We start from the raw sequence: 14,474 nt of genomic DNA, 5'->3' as shown, positions 1-14,474 counted from the left end.
TCATGGCCGTTGTCATCGACCAACCGGTTGCGGATTTCACCGCGCCTGCGACCAGCGGGCAGACCGTCAGCCTGTCCGAACTCAAGGGCAGGCAAGTGGTGATCTATTTTTACCCGAAGGACAGCACTCCGGGCTGCACCACCCAAGGCCAGGGCTTTCGTGATCAATATGCGGCTTTCAAGGCTGCCAACACCGAAGTTTTTGGCATTTCCCGCGACAGTCTGAAGTCGCACGAGAACTTCAAAGGCAAACAGGAATTTCCGTTTGAGCTGATAAGCGACAAGGACGAGGCGGTTTGCCAATTGTTCGATGTGATCAAGCTGAAGAAGCTTTATGGCAAGGAATACCTGGGCGTTGATCGCAGCACTTTCCTGATTGATAAGGACGGCGTCCTGCGTCAGGAATGGCGTGGTGTGAAAGTGCCGGGGCATGTTGATGCGGTTTTGGCGGCGGCTGAGGCCCTGAACAAAGCCTAAGATCAAAAGATCGTCCGAAGGCTCGGGCCGCAATCGGACGATCTTTGCTTTTAAAGCAACGGGGCCACCACCGGCTCCTTGCGCGGCCACGCATCCAGCACAGCCTTGAACAGCGTGGCCAGCGGGATCGCAAAGAACACGCCCCAGAATCCCCATAGCCCGCCAAACAACAACACCGCGCAGATGATTGCCACCGGATGCAGGTTGACCGCTTCCGAAAACAACAGCGGCACCAGCACGTTGCCGTCCAGCGTCTGAATGATTCCGTACACTGCCATCAAATAAATGAACTGATCGCTCCAGCCCCACTGGAACAGCGCAATCAGCAGCACCGGTACGGTCACCACTACCGCACCGACATACGGCACCACCACCGACAAGCCGACCAGCAAAGCCAACAGCGCCGCATAGTTCAGGCCCAATGCGATGAAGGCGATGTAGGTCACGCCGCCACAAATCACGATCTCGATGCCTTTACCACGGATGTAATTGGCGATCTGCCGGTTCATTTCCTGGGCGACGCGGGTAATCAGCGCGCGCTCGCGAGGCAGGTAGCCGCGCACCCACTCGCCGATCATCGCCCGATCCTTGAGGAAGAAGAACACCAGAATCGGCACCAGTACCAGGTAGATCATGATGTTCACCAGCAGCGGCAAACTCGAGAGCGAGAAGGTCAGCGCCCACTGGCCGAACTTGCCGATCTCGCCCCGCGCCGCTTCGATCGCTTGCAGGACTTGCTCGTCGGACACCAGATGCGGATAGCGTTCGGGCAATAGAAGCAGCAGCGACTGCCACTTGGCGAGCATGCCCGGCAGCTCGTTGAACAGCGTGATCAACTGGTGCCACAACAGCGGCAAGACCACGACGACAAACAACATCAGCGCCCCCATGAACAGCGCAAACACCAGACCCACCGCCACGCCGCCGGGCACGCGCAGCCGCTCGAGCGTGACCACCAGCCCTTGCATCAGATATGCCAGCACCATGCCCGCCAGCACCGGCGCGAGCATGCCGCCAAGGGTGAGCACGGCGGTGAAGCCGAGAAACAGCAGCACCGCGAGCACCACGGCTTCTTCATCGGAGAAGTAGCGCTGAATCCAGTCGCGTAACACTTTGAACATCAATAATCCCTACGATTTTTAGCGCGGCTTTTCAGGCTTTTTTCAACCAGTAACGGTAGACCCCGGCCTCGTCCTCTTCACGCAGCAGCGCGTGACCGGCCAGTTTGGCAAACGTACGAAAGTCGCGCTGCGAACCAGCATCCGTGGCGATGACCTTGAGTACTGCGCCGCTCTGCAGTTTGTTGAGTTCCATTTTTGCCTTGAGCAACGGCAACGGACAGTTCAGGCCACTGGCGTCCAGTTCCACGTCATGGGCTACAGCGTCGGTCATTGCGTCACTCCGGTTCGGGTTGTCGAGCTGCCTAGAATATCTGGTCGCGGCTTCGGTGTCCGGCTACAGTACGGTCTTTGTCTTCTAAGGCTTTGTGCATGACTTTTCTGCGCCCTACCCTGCTGACGCTCGCTTGCCTGCTCGCCTCACCAGGCTTTGCCGACGATCTGCCGTCACTCGGCGACGCCAGTTCTGCCATCGTCTCGCCGCAACAGGAATACCAGCTCGGCCGCGCCTGGCTCGCCATGCTGCGCAGTCAGGTTTCCCAGCTCAACGATCCGCAGCTCAAGGATTACGTCGAGTCCAGCGTTTATAAACTGGTTGAAACCAGCCAGGTGTCCGACCGACGCCTGGAGTTCATTCTGATCAACAGCCCGCAACTCAACGCCTTCGCTGCACCGGGCGGCGTGGTCGGCGTCAACGGCGGGCTGTTCCTCAACGCGCAGACCGAAGGTGAATACGCTTCGGTGCTCGCTCACGAATTGGCGCACTTGTCGCAACGCCACTTTGCTCGCGGAGTGGAAGCCTCGCAACGCATGCAGGTGCCGATGATGGCCGCGTTGCTGGCCGGTATCGTGATTGCCGCCGCGGGTGGCGGTGATGCCGGTATCGCTACCATCGCCGGCACCCAGGCTGCGGCGTTGCAGGAACAACGGCGCTTCTCGCGGCAGAACGAACAGGAAGCCGACCGTATCGGCATCCTCAACCTGGAAAAGGCCGGTTACGACCCGCGCTCGATGCCGACCATGTTCGAACGCCTGATGCGCCAGTACCGCTTCGATGCCAAGCCACCGGAATTCCTCCTGACTCACCCGGTCACCGAGTCGCGTATCGCCGACACCCGCAACCGCGCCGAGCAGGCGAAACCGGGTGGCATCGAAGACAGCATGCGCTATCAACTGATTCGCGCGCGGGTGCAGTTGATCTACGAAGAAACACCAGGGCTGGGCGCCAAGCGTTTCCGCGCTCTGCTGGATGAAAATCCGAAAAACGATGTCGCGCGTTACGGCCTGGCCATCGCGCAGATCAAGGGCGGCCAGCTCAACGAAGCCCGCGAGAACCTCAAGCAGTTGTTGGCCAAGTCACCCAACGAGATCATCTACAACCTCGCTCAGGTCGATCTGGACATCACCAACAATCGCCTGCCCGACGCGCAATCGCGGGTCGACCGCATGCTCACACAGTTTCCGGGCAACTATCCGCTGAATCAGGTGCGCGTCGATCTGTTGCTGAAACAGAACCGCGCCGCCGATGCCGAGAAGGCGCTGGACAGCTTGCTCAAGTCTCGCCCGGATGATCCGGACGTCTGGTATCAGGTTGCCGAAACTCGTGGCCTGTCGGGCAATATCATCGGCCTGCATCAGGCGCGGGCCGAGTACTTTGCGCTGGTCGGCGACTACCGTCAGGCCATCCAGCAACTGGACTTCGCCAAGCGCAAGGCTGGCAATAACTTCCCGCTCTCCTCGCGCATCGATGCCCGCCAGCGCGAGCTGATGGAGCAGGAACGCATGGTCAAGGACATGATGGGCTGAGTGTTTCCGGCAGACAAACTTCAGACACAAAAAAACCGCCTCTTTCGAGGCGGTTTCTTTTTACCTTGTTGCTCGCTTATTCAGCCAGCTTGAAGGTGATGAAGCTGGCACGGCCCTGACGCAGCACGCGCATCGACACCGAACGGTTCTTCGGCAGCGCCTTGGCGATGTCGGTGAACTCCTTCGCCGAGCCGATGGCCTGGTTGTTCAGGTGTGTAATCACGTCACCCGGCTGCAGACCGATCAGGGCTGCAGGACCGTCCTGCACTTCCTTGATCACCACACCACCTTTGAGGTCGTAGGCTTTCTTCTGCTCGGCGGTCAATTCGACGACCGCAACACCGAGGCGGTTGCTGCTGCTTTCAGCACCGGATTTCGGCAGTGCACCCAGCTCTTTGTCTTCGTCCGGGATCGCGCCGACGGTCAACTCGACATTCTTGCGCTTGCCCTCACGAATCACTTCCAGATTGGCTTTGGCGCCAGCCTTCAGCGCGCCCACCAGATGTGGCAGGTCAGCGGACATGACAATCGGCTGGCCATTCATGCTTAGAATCACGTCACCGACTTGCAGGCCACCCTTGGCCGCCGGGCCGTCATCCTGGATTTGCGCAACGAGGGCGCCGGCTGGCTTGTCCAGACCGAACGACTCGGCCAGGTCCTTGTTCACTTCCTGAATGACCACGCCGAGCCAGCCACGGCTGACTTTGCCACCGCTCTTGAGCTGGTTGGAAACATCCATGGCCACGTCGATCGGAATGGCGAACGACACCCCCATAAAGCCGCCGGAGCGGGTGTAGATCTGCGAGTTGATGCCAACCACTTCACCGTTCAGGTTGAACAGCGGGCCACCGGAGTTGCCCGGGTTGATCGGCACGTCGGTCTGAATGAACGGCACATAGTTTTCGTTCGGCAGGCTGCGACCGACGGCGCTGACGATGCCTTGAGTCACGGTGTGGTCGAAGCCGAATGGCGAACCGATTGCCACCACCCACTGGCCAGCCTTCAGGTCCTGGGATTTGCCGAGCTTGAGCACCGGGAGATCCTTGCCTTCGATTTTCAGCAACGCCACGTCGGAGCGTGGATCGGTGCCGACCAGCTTGGCTTTCATCTCGCTGCGATCGGCCAGACGGACGAGGATTTCGTCGGCATCGGCGATCACATGGTTGTTGGTCAGGATGTAGCCATCCGGCGAAATGATGAAACCCGAGCCTAGCGACTGCGCTTCACGCTGGCGGCCATCCCCACGCGGGGAACGCTGCTGAGGCGGCATGCCGCGCTCGAAGAACTCGCGGAGCATCGGTGGCAGGCCTTCAAGATCCGGCATCTGCTGATTCACGCGACGGTCCGGCAGTTTCTGCGTGGTACTGATGTTCACCACCGCTGGCGATGCTTGTTCGACCAACTGGGTGAAATCAGGCAGATCGGCCGCTTGCGCAGCAGGGACCGCCTGACCGAGCAACAGCACGGTGGCGAAGATGGAAAGGTAAGACTTCAAACTAGGTATCGACATACAGCTCCCGTTACGACGAGCAGGGTTAAGCGATATGGAGCAAAGGAACACCGGAAACCACAGACCGGCATTTTTGTTCCGGGAACAACAAACAAGGCCAGAGCCGTGAGGCTCTGACCTATAAAAAATTTTCAGGGGTTTTGCAAATGAAAATGCTCAGCAAACATTTCGACGTCTCGAAGACGAAGTGGAAATGACTGAAATCAGCTCACTGCTTGCTGGTTGCAGCGCCATCGTTGTTACGCATCGACAGAGCGATTCGTTCAGCGGTGCCAATCGGAATTTCGCCAACCACCGTGACCATCATTTCACCTTGCGGCGTGGTCAGGCGACGGGATACCGCAACGGTCGGGCCCAACTGAGTGCGGGTGTCGGTGACGGTCGCACCATTCAAGGGTTCAAGGAACACCGAGAAACGCGCCAGACCATCGTCGTACATCAGGCTGCTCACCTGAGTCTTGGTCTGCGCATCTTTGTGCGAACTGCTGCTGGTCAGCTCGAAGCCTGGCGGCAGCCAGTCCGAACGCCAGTTCTGCAAAGCCTTCGCCGCAGAAGCTTTGTCGCTGGCGATGTTGATCGGCTTGCAATCGGCGGCCGCCAGCAATTCCTTGTCCGACGGGATTTCATCAGTATCGAGGCTGGTGAACTGGAAACGCTCGAGCAACTGCCCTTTATCGTTCAAAAGCAACGACTTGAGCGGCAGCCCGGTTTTTTTGTCCAGGTGCAGTTCGAAACCGTAACGGTGCTGATCGCGAGGCGTAAGCGACACAATCACTGCATCGCGGCCAGCCACGCGCGACTTGCCAATGACGGCAAGGTCATACCAATTCTTCAGCTTTTTGGGATCCAGCGCACGGGCGGCAGCGTTGGGTGAATCACCCAATCCCGCAATCAGGGTGCCGCTGACGCATTGAGTACGTCCATCAATGCGCACGACTTCCTGAGCCGAGCCGTCGAGCTGCAATAACCGCTCGCGGACCTGGCCATTCTGGACACGATGCCAGATGTTGTGCGTGGAAAAACTGCCGTTGCGCTCGTAAACGAAAGTACCGTGGAAGCTTTGCTGCTGCTCGGCCTGGCCCAGACGGGTCAACCAGTCCTGGGCCTCGTCAGCGTGGGCTGGAACTATGAACCAGCCACTGAGCAGAAGCGAAAGTAGAGGGATGGCGCGCATGATCCTCCTTAACGGTTTTCCAGGCTTGCGGCACGTGCGTATGGCAGCGCGCTTTCAGTTCCCTTGAGGGCAGCCTGCTGAGCATGCTGACGCAGGTAGCCTGGCAGACGCTGGTCATGCCAGCCTGGCTGACCCTGCAGAACGCCGTTAGCCATAGGACCAGTCGCTTCCGAGCTTTCGCTGTAACCAGCCAGAACTGCCGGACCTTTGACCTGTGGAGTGGCCAGAGTTGGCTGATTCGACTGCTGGGCCAGTTCAACACCAGCGATCTCGTCCTGATTGTACAGGCGAACACCGGCCAGAACGGCAACGGTTACCGAAGCGGCAACAGCGAGGCGACCCAGGTTACGCCATGGGCTGCGGGACACTTTGGCCGGAGCCGTTTCGTCTTCCAGCGCAGCAGATACTGCCGCAGCGATATCCAGACGCGGAAGCAGCAGATCCTTGTGCATGGCTGCCCGAGCGATCTGGTAACGAGCCCAGGTCTCACGGGTATCAACATCATCCAGTGCGCTGAGCACTCGACGCAATTCCAGTTCGTCCGCTTCGTTATCCATCACTGCGGACAGCGATTCCTGCAGGGCTTCACGACTCATGGCGTTCCTCTCTTGGCTGTCGCCGCTGTCTCAGTTTTCCTGCAACAACGGTTGCAGGGCTTTATCGATGGCCTCCCGAGCGCGGAAAATCCGGGAGCGCACGGTACCCACCGGACATTGCATGACGCTCGCAATGTCCTCGTAACTCAGACCATCGAATTCACGTAAAGTTAAAGCCGTACGCAAATCCTCTGGTAGTTGCTGGATGGTTCGATGGACAGTGCCTTCGATCTCATCCCGCAGCAATGCACGTTCTGGCGATTCAAGATCCTTGAGGCCGTGATCGCCATCATAGAACTCTGCATCCTCCGAACTTACATCGCTATCCGGCGGCCGACGGCCGCGGGAAACCAGGTAGTTCTTCGCCGTGTTAATGGCGATACGGTACAGCCACGTATAAAACGCACTGTCACCGCGGAAATTTCCAAGTGCCCGATACGCCTTGATAAAGGCTTCCTGAGCAACGTCCTGGGCTTCATGGGTGTCGTGCACAAATCGCACGATCAACCCGAGAATTTTATGCTGATATTTCAGCACCAGCAGATCGAAAGCTCGCTTGTCGCCACGCTGAACGCGTTCGACCAGCTGCTGATCCTCTTCCTGGGTTAGCATGAACACTCCTCGATAAGCCCGGAGGAGACTTGCATTACTAAACGACCAGACTTGCAAACATAGACTCGGGCTTTTCGCAAAAGTTCTCCCCCTCCAAGCAAGTTTCCTGCGAGCTCTGATTTGGCACGCACGAAAAACGCAGCGCGGGATAAACCGGCTGCGCGAATAATCTTGTTATCGGTTTCGCCGGCAGGAACCCAAACGCAGATTCCGCACTGAAGCCGACACTGTCCCTGGTTTCTGGCACCGTCTATTGATCTTGGGCCTTTGGCAAAAGTTCCAATTATTTATAGCCGTACCCACTCGACATTGCGCAACCCTGGCCGCAAAAGTCTGTTTCAGCGCCGATACAGGTGTCTTTTTCCGAATTCGGCAAAAAAACTTCCGACGAAGCACAGCACTTTTTACCGCGCAGTAGTCTCACAATGCCATCTGAGCCCGGCTATTGTGCCGTCCAACCCCTCTATATACTAGTGGGCTGTGTGGCTGTCTTGACTCGCCGATCCAGCTGTCTTGCGCCAACCCCAATCCGGGTCGCTTTGAGCGGAATCCTGAAATGAGCCAACAGTTCCAACACGATGTTCTGGTGATTGGCAGCGGTGCTGCCGGTTTGAGTCTTGCGTTGACCTTGCCCGGTCATCTGCGCATTGCCGTATTGAGCAAAGGCGATCTCGCCAACGGTTCGACCTTCTGGGCTCAGGGCGGCGTCGCTGCGGTGCTCGACGATACCGACACTGTCGAATCCCACGTCGATGACACCCTCAACGCGGGCGGCGGATTGTGCCACGAAGACGCGGTACGCTTCACCGTCGAGCACAGCCGCGAAGCCATTCAGTGGCTGATCGACCAGGGCGTGCCGTTCACCCGTGACGAACAGTCCGGTACCGAAGACGGCGGCTTCGAATTTCACCTGACCCGCGAAGGCGGCCACAGCCATCGACGGATCATCCATGCTGCCGACGCCACCGGCGCAGCGATCTTCAGAACCTTGCTGGCCCAGGCCAAAGAACACGCGAACATCGAACTGCTGGAGCAGCGCGTCGCCGTCGATCTGATTACCGAACGCCGCTTGGGCATGGCAGGCGATCGTTGCCTGGGCGCCTACGTGCTGAACCGCGCCACTGGCGAAGTCGACACTTACGGCGCACGTTTCGTGATTCTGGCTTCGGGCGGCGCGGCAAAGGTCTACCTTTATACCAGCAACCCCGACGGCGCCTGCGGTGACGGCATCGCCATGGCCTGGCGCTCCGGCTGCCGGGTGGCCAATCTGGAATTCAACCAGTTCCACCCGACCTGCCTGTATCACCCGCAAGCCAAAAGCTTCCTGATCACCGAGGCCCTGCGCGGTGAAGGCGCGCACTTGAAGCTGCCCAATGGCGAGCGCTTCATGCATCGCTTCGACAAACGCGCCGAGCTGGCGCCTCGTGACATCGTCGCGCGGGCGATTGACCATGAAATGAAGCGTCTGGGTGTGGACTGCGTGTATCTCGACATCAGCCACAAGCCCGAATCGTTCGTCAAAAATCACTTCCCGACTGTTTATGAACGCTGCCTGGGCTTCGGCATCGATATCACCAAACAGCCAATCCCGGTGGTCCCCGCCGCGCACTACACCTGTGGCGGCGTGATGGTCGATCAGCACGGTCGCACCGATGTACCGGGGCTCTACGCCATCGGCGAAACAAGTTTTACCGGCCTGCACGGCGCCAACCGCATGGCCAGCAATTCGCTGCTGGAATGCTTCGTTTATGCCCGTTCGGCAGCGGCAGATATTCTTGCGCAACTCGACAATGTCGCCGCGCCAAGTGCCCTGCCCGTCTGGGACGCCAGTCAGGTCACCGATTCGGACGAAGACGTGATCATCGCGCACAACTGGGATGAATTGCGCCGATTCATGTGGGACTACGTCGGCATCGTGCGCACCAACAAACGCCTGCAACGGGCGCAGCATCGGGTGCGCTTGCTGCTGGACGAAATTGATGAGTTCTACAGCAACTATAAAGTCAGCCGTGACCTGATCGAACTGCGCAACCTGGCGCAAGTCGCCGAGCTGATGATCAGTTCAGCCATGGAGCGCAAGGAAAGTCGTGGCCTGCATTACACCCTCGACTACCCGGACCTGCTGCCCGAAGCGCTCGACACTATTCTGGTGCCGCCCACCTACGCCTGCTGAACTTGAGCCGCACTCGCAGGCGTCGGTGCAGATCCGCCGTCCGCGAATCACGTGGCACGCAGATCGACCTGACCCGCCATTCTCCGCGCCGGCGAAAGCGCAACACCACGATCAATGGCAGCGCCAGACTGTCAGGGCGTAATTGCACCGCTTGCCAGCCATCAGCCTGATTCCAGACCTGCCAGCCATCGCCGTCGCACCGTAAACCGCAAAATGCTTTCGGATGACTCAGCAGAATCTGCCTTGGCATCACCCAAAAACCGTGCAGCGCACAAGCGCAAGCGCCGAGCAGACTGGCCCAGAGCGGAATCGACAGCAGAAACAACGAACCCATGGCGAACGCCTGGGCCAACAGATATGCCGCCAGCAACTGCCGTGAGGCATGCCAGCGGCACTCGAACGTATTACTTGGGCTGGACACGATCCAGAATCATCCGGACCATGCGCTGCAACTCGGGGTCTTGCGACTCGCTGCGCTCCATGAACCAGCCGAACATGTCCTGATCCTCACAGGTCAGCAAACGCACGTACAGATCGCGATCCACTTGATTCAACGTCGCATAGACCTCCTGCACGAACGGCACCAGCAACACGTCAAGTTCAAGCATGCCGCGACGGCTGTGCCAAAAGAGGCGATTCAGTTCAACTTGTTCGACCATGGAGCCCTCCTCGAATTTGCCGGGCAGTATACAGCCCCGACGCGGGCCGCACAGTCGGCTTTGGTCGGGCACCCTTGATCCTTTATCAACTACCCATTTCAACCCTGCCCCCTTATGATGTGCCCCAGTCTATTTACCCTGCGATGACCCATGGCCGATTCTGCTTTTTTCTGCACCCTGTCTCATGAAGGCGTACTCGCGGTTCGCGGTGCGGACGCCGGAAAATTCCTGCAAGGCCAGTTGACCTGCAATATCAATTACCTGAGCGACACCCGCGCCAGCCTTGGCGCCCGCTGCACACAGAAAGGCCGCATGCAGTCGAGTTTCCGCATTGTGCTGGAAGGTGACGGCGTGGTGATGGCGATGGCCAGCGAACTGCTCGAGCCACAGCTGGCCGACCTGAAAAAGTACGCGGTGTTCTCCAAATCGAAACTGACCGATGAAAGCGCCGCCTGGGTGCGCTTCGGCCTGGAGCATGGCGATGCAGCCCTGACCAGCCTTGGTCTGGCACTGCCCGCCGAAACCGACAGTGTTGTGCGCAATGACGGCCTGATCGCCATTCGCGTCTCGCCCGGTCGCGCTGAACTCTGGGTACCTGCCGCGCAGGCGCAAAACATCCAGAGCCAACTCTCCTCCACGCTGCCTGAGGCCGAACTGAACCAATGGCTGCTGGGCCAGATCCGCGCCGGTCTCGGTCAGGTCATGCCTTCCACTCGCGAACTGTTCATTCCGCAGATGCTCAATCTGCAGGCGGTCGGCGGCGTGAGCTTCAAGAAAGGCTGCTACACCGGCCAGGAAATCGTTGCGCGCATGCAATACCTGGGCAAGCTCAAGCGGCGCCTGTACCGCTTGCGCCTCGACGCTGCCGAGTTGCCGCAGCCCGGCACTCAATTGTTTGCCCCAAGCCACAACAGCTCGATCGGCGAAGTGGTGCTGGCGGCCAATGCCGAGGGAAACATTGAACTCCTGGCCGTGTTGCAGGCCGAAGCTGCCGAAGCCGGTGATTTGCATCTGGGCGCCCTTGAAGGCCCCGCGTTGCACGTGCTCGACCTGCCTTACGAACTGGATCGCGACCGCGAAATCCAGCGCTGATCGCAGCATTGTTGCAACACCCTAGAGAGTCCAAATGAGCGAACTGGCGGAAAAAGTCCAACAGGATTTGGTTGCGGCCATCGATAACGATGACCTGGTTCTGCCAACATTGCCGGAAGTGGCCCTGCAGATTCGCAAGGCCGCCGAGGATCCTGAAATCAGCGTCAGCGATCTGAGCAAAGTCATCGGCCGCGATACCGCACTGTCTGCGCGTCTGATCAAAGTGGTCAACAGTCCGCTGCTGCGCGCCGCGCAGGAAGTCACCGACCTGCACACCGCCATCACCCGTCTGGGCATCAACTACAGCAGCAATCTGGCGATCGGTCTGGTCATGGAGCAGATCTTCAACGCCCGCTCCGAAGTGGTCGAACAGAAGATGCGCGAAGTCTGGCGCAGCAGTCTGGAAATCGCCGGCGTCAGCTACGCGCTGTGTCGTCGTTATACCCAGCTCAAGCCGGACCAGGCGGCTCTCGGCGGTTTGGTGCATCAGATTGGTGTGTTGCCGATTCTGACTTATGCCGAAGACCACAATGAATTGCTCTCGGATGCGGTCAGCCTGACCCATGTGATCGAACAGATTCATCCATTGCTGGGCGAGAAACTGCTGCGGGTCTGGGAGTTTCCCGAACGCCTGGTGCAATTGCCGTTGCTGTATCAAGACTTCAGCCGCGACTCAACGCGCATCGATTACGTCGATGTCGTGCAAGTGGCCAATCTATATTGCCGCAAGGGCACCGACCATCCGTTTGCGCGGATTGACCCGTTTAGCGTGCCGGCGTTCAGGAAGCTCGGGATTGACCCCGAGAACAAGCAGTTCTGCGCGGATCTGGAAGAATCGCGGTCGATGTTCTACTGACCAAAAGTATTACCCGGCAATAAAACTGACCCGCACCTTCAGCCCCGCCTGCGCGCCATCATGCAATGTGATCTGCGCCAGATGCGCCCGGCAGATCTCGCCGACAATCGCTAGCCCCAGGCCCGAACCGGCGACCTGTTGATTACGCCGATAAAATCGCTCGAATACCCGATCGCGCTCCTCCAGCGGAATGCCCGGCCCGTCATCCTCAACCTCAAGCACCGCGGGCGCTGTGACCCGCAGAATTACGTTGCCTCCTGACGGCGTGTGCGCCAACGCGTTGTCGACCAGATTGCTCAGCAGTTCGTTGAGCAGCGTCGGCTCACCGCGCAGCCAAACCGGCTCGTCCGCCTCCAGCGCTAGCGCTACCCCGCGCTTGTGCGCCAAGGGTGCCATGGCCATGCCCAGTTCTCGGGCCAACTGGCTCAGATCGAGTAACTGCGCGCCGCCCTCGGCAATCGCCCGCGCACCGTTTTCGACGCGGGCCAGCGACAGCAACTGATTGGCCAGATGGGTGAGGCGATCGGTACTTTGTGCGGACGATTCGAGGGTCGTACGCCAAGTCTCTGGTTCATTCGAACGCAGGCCCAATTCCAGCCGCGCCTTCAATGCCGCCAACGGCGTGCGCAGCTCGTGGGCGGCATCGGCGATGAACTGCGCCTGCCGCTCGAACTGGCCGCGCAGCCTTTCGGTGAAGTGGTTGAGCGCGCGCACCAACGGCCCCAATTCATGCTGCACTTCCACCAACGGCAGTGGTCGCAAGTCGTCAGGCTGGCGTTCCTCAACAGCGGTTCTTAACCGCTCCAGCGGGCGCAACGCCGCACTCACTGCGAACCACACCAGCAGCAACGCGCCCACGGCCAGCATGCCCAGGCGCAGCAAGGTATCAGCCGCCAGACTGCGCGCCATGCTGACCCGTGCTTCGTCGGTTTCGGCCACGCGGATTTCCGCCATGCCGTTCATGTTTGGCTCACTCACGGCTTTGAGCAGGCTGACCACGCGCACGTTCTGGCCGTTGTACTTCGCGTTATAGAAACGTGCCAGCGCCGGATAGCTGTCGGTGCGCGGCGTGCCGGGCGGTGGCCCGGGCAGATTTTCGTAGCCGGAAATCAGCTTCTGGTGAATATCGTTGACCTGGTAATAGATGCGCCCGGCACTGTCGTAGGCGAAAGTATCAAGCGCCACGTAAGGCACGTCGGCGCTGAGGCTGCCATCGCGCTGCGACAGCCCGGCGGCGATGGTTCGCGCCGACGCCAGCAGCGTGCGGTCATACGCGGTGTCGGCGGCTTCGCGACCGTTCCAGTAAGCGCTCAAACCACTGGCAAGCATCAACACGACCAGCAACCATCCGAGGTTCCACAGCAACCGCCAGCGCAGGCTGCTGGGCTTATGCATCGCGGCTTTCCAACAGATAGCCGAGGCCACGGAAGGTGACGATGGCCACGGGCTGGCCGTCGAGCTTCTTGCGCAAGCGGTGCACGTAGATTTCGATGGCGTCGGGACTGGCTTCCTCGTCGAGGCCGAACACCTGCGCGGCGAGTTGCTCTTTGCTCATCACCCGGCCCGGCCGCGCGATCAACGCTTCGAGGACGGCTTGCTCGCGCGAGGTCAGCGTCATCAGTTCTTCGCCAAGGGTGAAGCGCCGCGTATCGAGGTCGTAAGCGAGCACGCCGCAGCGCTGCTGACGCTCGCCGCCCAGGACACTGCGGCGCAGCAGCGCTTTGACACGCGCCTCCAACTCGGTGAGTTCAAACGGCTTGGCCAGATAATCGTCAGCGCCGAGATTGAGGCCATGTACGCGATCCTTCACGTCGCTGCGCGCGGTCAGCATCAACACTGGCAGGTTCTTGCCGCGAGCGCGCAGCCGCGCCAGCACTTCAAAACCATCCATGCGCGGCAGGCCTACGTCGAGGATCGCCACGGCATATTCCTCACTGCCCAACGCCAGGTCGGCGGCCACGCCATCGTGCAACACATCCACGGTCAGACCGGTGCTCTTGAGCGCCTGGGCCACGCTTTCGGCCAGTTGCAGATGGTCTTCGACGAGCAGGACACGCATGGATTGTTACCTCGTTCAGGGTTGGCCGACGCCGCGCTTTGCCGCGGAGTTTACAGCCGCAACCGCTGCTGTGAAGCCCGAAAACCGTGAAAGACAGCTGAAAGGTTACTGAAAGGTTAGCCGGTTAGAGTCGGCCTACGGACAGTTTCGACTGTCACCGCTGCAGCCACACAGCGCAACGCAAAACGCCACGAAGCGTTTTCGACCAATAAGAACAATAATCGGAGTACACCCGCATGTCGTCCATGCACACCCCGGCTTTCTCACAAGCCGACACTCCCCGCTGCAACCCCGCCCTCGCCGGTTATTCCATGGCGGGCAACGCCGTTTCCCCTTTCGATAT

At 59.5% G+C, this 14,474-nt stretch carries 15 protein-coding genes; 5 read left to right on the top strand and 10 right to left on the bottom strand.

What is annotated here, in order from left to right:
- The first annotated feature begins 2 nt into the window (after window positions 1-2).
- Complete coding sequence (locus CXF97_RS10725; protein ID WP_101158478.1) at window positions 3-476, top strand: peroxiredoxin; 474 nt, start codon at window positions 3-5, stop codon at window positions 474-476.
- Window positions 477-526: 50 nt separating this feature from the next.
- Here the strand turns inward: CXF97_RS10725 and CXF97_RS10720 are convergent, their stop codons facing one another.
- Both CXF97_RS10720 and CXF97_RS10715 read right to left on the bottom strand, forming a co-directional pair.
- The gene (locus CXF97_RS10720) at window positions 527-1,597 is read right to left on the bottom strand and encodes an AI-2E family transporter (RefSeq protein ID WP_101158477.1); all 1,071 of its coding nucleotides are present in this window, start codon (window positions 1,595-1,597) and stop codon (window positions 527-529) included.
- A 31-nt stretch (window positions 1,598-1,628) separates the two neighbouring features.
- Window positions 1,629-1,868, bottom strand: a complete 240-nt coding sequence (locus CXF97_RS10715; protein ID WP_016771269.1) for a sulfurtransferase TusA family protein — start codon at window positions 1,866-1,868, stop codon at window positions 1,629-1,631.
- Between the two features lie 98 nt (window positions 1,869-1,966).
- On the opposite strand from CXF97_RS10715, the gene CXF97_RS10710 reads away from it, so the two are divergent.
- On the top strand, window positions 1,967-3,400 hold the full coding sequence (locus CXF97_RS10710) for a M48 family metalloprotease (protein ID WP_024011999.1): 1,434 nt from the start codon (window positions 1,967-1,969) through the stop codon (window positions 3,398-3,400).
- Between the two features lie 76 nt (window positions 3,401-3,476).
- Here the strand turns inward: CXF97_RS10710 and CXF97_RS10705 are convergent, their stop codons facing one another.
- The 4 genes from CXF97_RS10705 to rpoE all read right to left on the bottom strand — a co-directional run bounded on the left by CXF97_RS10705 (window position 3,477) and on the right by rpoE (window position 7,292).
- On the bottom strand, window positions 3,477-4,910 hold the full coding sequence (locus tag CXF97_RS10705) for a DegQ family serine endoprotease (protein ID WP_101158476.1): 1,434 nt from the start codon (window positions 4,908-4,910) through the stop codon (window positions 3,477-3,479).
- 208 nt (window positions 4,911-5,118) lie between these two features.
- On the bottom strand, window positions 5,119-6,084 hold the full coding sequence (locus CXF97_RS10700; protein WP_101158475.1) for a MucB/RseB C-terminal domain-containing protein: 966 nt from the start codon (window positions 6,082-6,084) through the stop codon (window positions 5,119-5,121).
- Between the two features lie 8 nt (window positions 6,085-6,092).
- Window positions 6,093-6,680, bottom strand: coding sequence for a sigma-E factor negative regulatory protein (locus tag CXF97_RS10695; RefSeq protein WP_008077804.1), 588 nt, complete (start codon window positions 6,678-6,680; stop codon window positions 6,093-6,095).
- A 30-nt stretch (window positions 6,681-6,710) separates the two neighbouring features.
- Window positions 6,711-7,292, bottom strand: coding sequence for an RNA polymerase sigma factor RpoE (gene rpoE / locus CXF97_RS10690; RefSeq protein WP_003172477.1), 582 nt, complete (start codon window positions 7,290-7,292; stop codon window positions 6,711-6,713).
- Window positions 7,293-7,848: 556 nt separating this feature from the next.
- On the opposite strand from rpoE, the gene nadB reads away from it, so the two are divergent.
- A complete protein-coding gene (gene nadB, locus CXF97_RS10685; RefSeq protein ID WP_101158474.1) occupies window positions 7,849-9,465 on the top strand; it encodes an L-aspartate oxidase in 1,617 nt (538 codons plus the stop codon).
- Here the strand turns inward: nadB and CXF97_RS10680 are convergent.
- On the bottom strand, window positions 9,434-9,886 hold the full coding sequence (locus CXF97_RS10680) for a protein YgfX (protein ID WP_101158473.1): 453 nt from the start codon (window positions 9,884-9,886) through the stop codon (window positions 9,434-9,436). The genes nadB and CXF97_RS10680 overlap by 32 nt on opposite strands.
- Window positions 9,870-10,124 carry a succinate dehydrogenase assembly factor 2 gene (locus CXF97_RS10675; protein ID WP_101158472.1) on the bottom strand — a complete coding sequence of 85 codons (255 nt, stop codon included), beginning with the start codon at window positions 10,122-10,124 and terminating at the stop codon, window positions 9,870-9,872. Before CXF97_RS10675 ends, CXF97_RS10680 begins: the two co-directional genes overlap by 17 nt.
- A 150-nt stretch (window positions 10,125-10,274) precedes the next feature.
- Here CXF97_RS10675 and CXF97_RS10670 point away from each other — a divergent pair, with 150 nt between their 5' ends.
- On the top strand, window positions 10,275-11,216 hold the full coding sequence (locus CXF97_RS10670; RefSeq protein WP_101158471.1) for a folate-binding protein YgfZ: 942 nt from the start codon (window positions 10,275-10,277) through the stop codon (window positions 11,214-11,216).
- Between the two features lie 34 nt (window positions 11,217-11,250).
- On the top strand, window positions 11,251-12,072 hold the full coding sequence (locus tag CXF97_RS10665; protein ID WP_101158470.1) for an HDOD domain-containing protein: 822 nt from the start codon (window positions 11,251-11,253) through the stop codon (window positions 12,070-12,072).
- 9 nt (window positions 12,073-12,081) lie between these two features.
- Here the strand turns inward: CXF97_RS10665 and CXF97_RS10660 are convergent, their stop codons facing one another.
- Window positions 12,082-13,467 (bottom strand): sensor histidine kinase, encoded by a 1,386-nt coding sequence (locus CXF97_RS10660; RefSeq protein WP_101158469.1) that lies wholly within the window; start codon window positions 13,465-13,467, stop codon window positions 12,082-12,084.
- Entirely contained in the window at window positions 13,460-14,131 is a 672-nt protein-coding gene (locus CXF97_RS10655) for a response regulator (protein ID WP_101158468.1), read from the bottom strand. The genes CXF97_RS10660 and CXF97_RS10655 overlap by 8 nt, the downstream gene beginning before the upstream one ends.
- Window positions 14,132-14,474 lie beyond the last annotated feature (343 nt).

The organism is Pseudomonas sp. Choline-02u-1, assembly GCF_002836515.1.
Taxonomy (GTDB): Bacteria; Pseudomonadota; Gammaproteobacteria; order Pseudomonadales; family Pseudomonadaceae; genus Aquipseudomonas.
Note: the sequence above shows the minus strand (reverse complement) of the source record. Positions and strands in the feature narration are given on the sequence as shown.

What these genes read in the sequence shown, in the direction of transcription:
- CXF97_RS10720 (WP_101158477.1), bottom strand. Translation starts at nt 1,597, where the DNA reads ATGTTCAAAGTGTTACGCGACTGGATTCAGCGCTACTTCTCCGATGAA.
- CXF97_RS10695 (WP_008077804.1), bottom strand. Translation starts at nt 6,680, where the DNA reads ATGAGTCGTGAAGCCCTGCAGGAATCGCTGTCCGCAGTGATGGATAAC.
- CXF97_RS10700 (WP_101158475.1), bottom strand. Translation starts at nt 6,084, where the DNA reads ATGCGCGCCATCCCTCTACTTTCGCTTCTGCTCAGTGGCTGGTTCATA.
- rpoE (WP_003172477.1), bottom strand. Translation starts at nt 7,292, where the DNA reads ATGCTAACCCAGGAAGAGGATCAGCAGCTGGTCGAACGCGTTCAGCGT.
- CXF97_RS10725 (WP_101158478.1), top strand. Translation starts at nt 3, where the DNA reads ATGGCCGTTGTCATCGACCAACCGGTTGCGGATTTCACCGCGCCTGCG.
- CXF97_RS10670 (WP_101158471.1), top strand. Translation starts at nt 10,275, where the DNA reads ATGGCCGATTCTGCTTTTTTCTGCACCCTGTCTCATGAAGGCGTACTC.
- CXF97_RS10665 (WP_101158470.1), top strand. Translation starts at nt 11,251, where the DNA reads ATGAGCGAACTGGCGGAAAAAGTCCAACAGGATTTGGTTGCGGCCATC.
- CXF97_RS10660 (WP_101158469.1), bottom strand. Translation starts at nt 13,467, where the DNA reads ATGCATAAGCCCAGCAGCCTGCGCTGGCGGTTGCTGTGGAACCTCGGA.
- CXF97_RS10655 (WP_101158468.1), bottom strand. Translation starts at nt 14,131, where the DNA reads ATGCGTGTCCTGCTCGTCGAAGACCATCTGCAACTGGCCGAAAGCGTG.
- CXF97_RS10675 (WP_101158472.1), bottom strand. Translation starts at nt 10,124, where the DNA reads ATGGTCGAACAAGTTGAACTGAATCGCCTCTTTTGGCACAGCCGTCGC.
- nadB (WP_101158474.1), top strand. Translation starts at nt 7,849, where the DNA reads ATGAGCCAACAGTTCCAACACGATGTTCTGGTGATTGGCAGCGGTGCT.
- CXF97_RS10715 (WP_016771269.1), bottom strand. Translation starts at nt 1,868, where the DNA reads ATGACCGACGCTGTAGCCCATGACGTGGAACTGGACGCCAGTGGCCTG.
- CXF97_RS10705 (WP_101158476.1), bottom strand. Translation starts at nt 4,910, where the DNA reads ATGTCGATACCTAGTTTGAAGTCTTACCTTTCCATCTTCGCCACCGTG.
- CXF97_RS10710 (WP_024011999.1), top strand. Translation starts at nt 1,967, where the DNA reads ATGACTTTTCTGCGCCCTACCCTGCTGACGCTCGCTTGCCTGCTCGCC.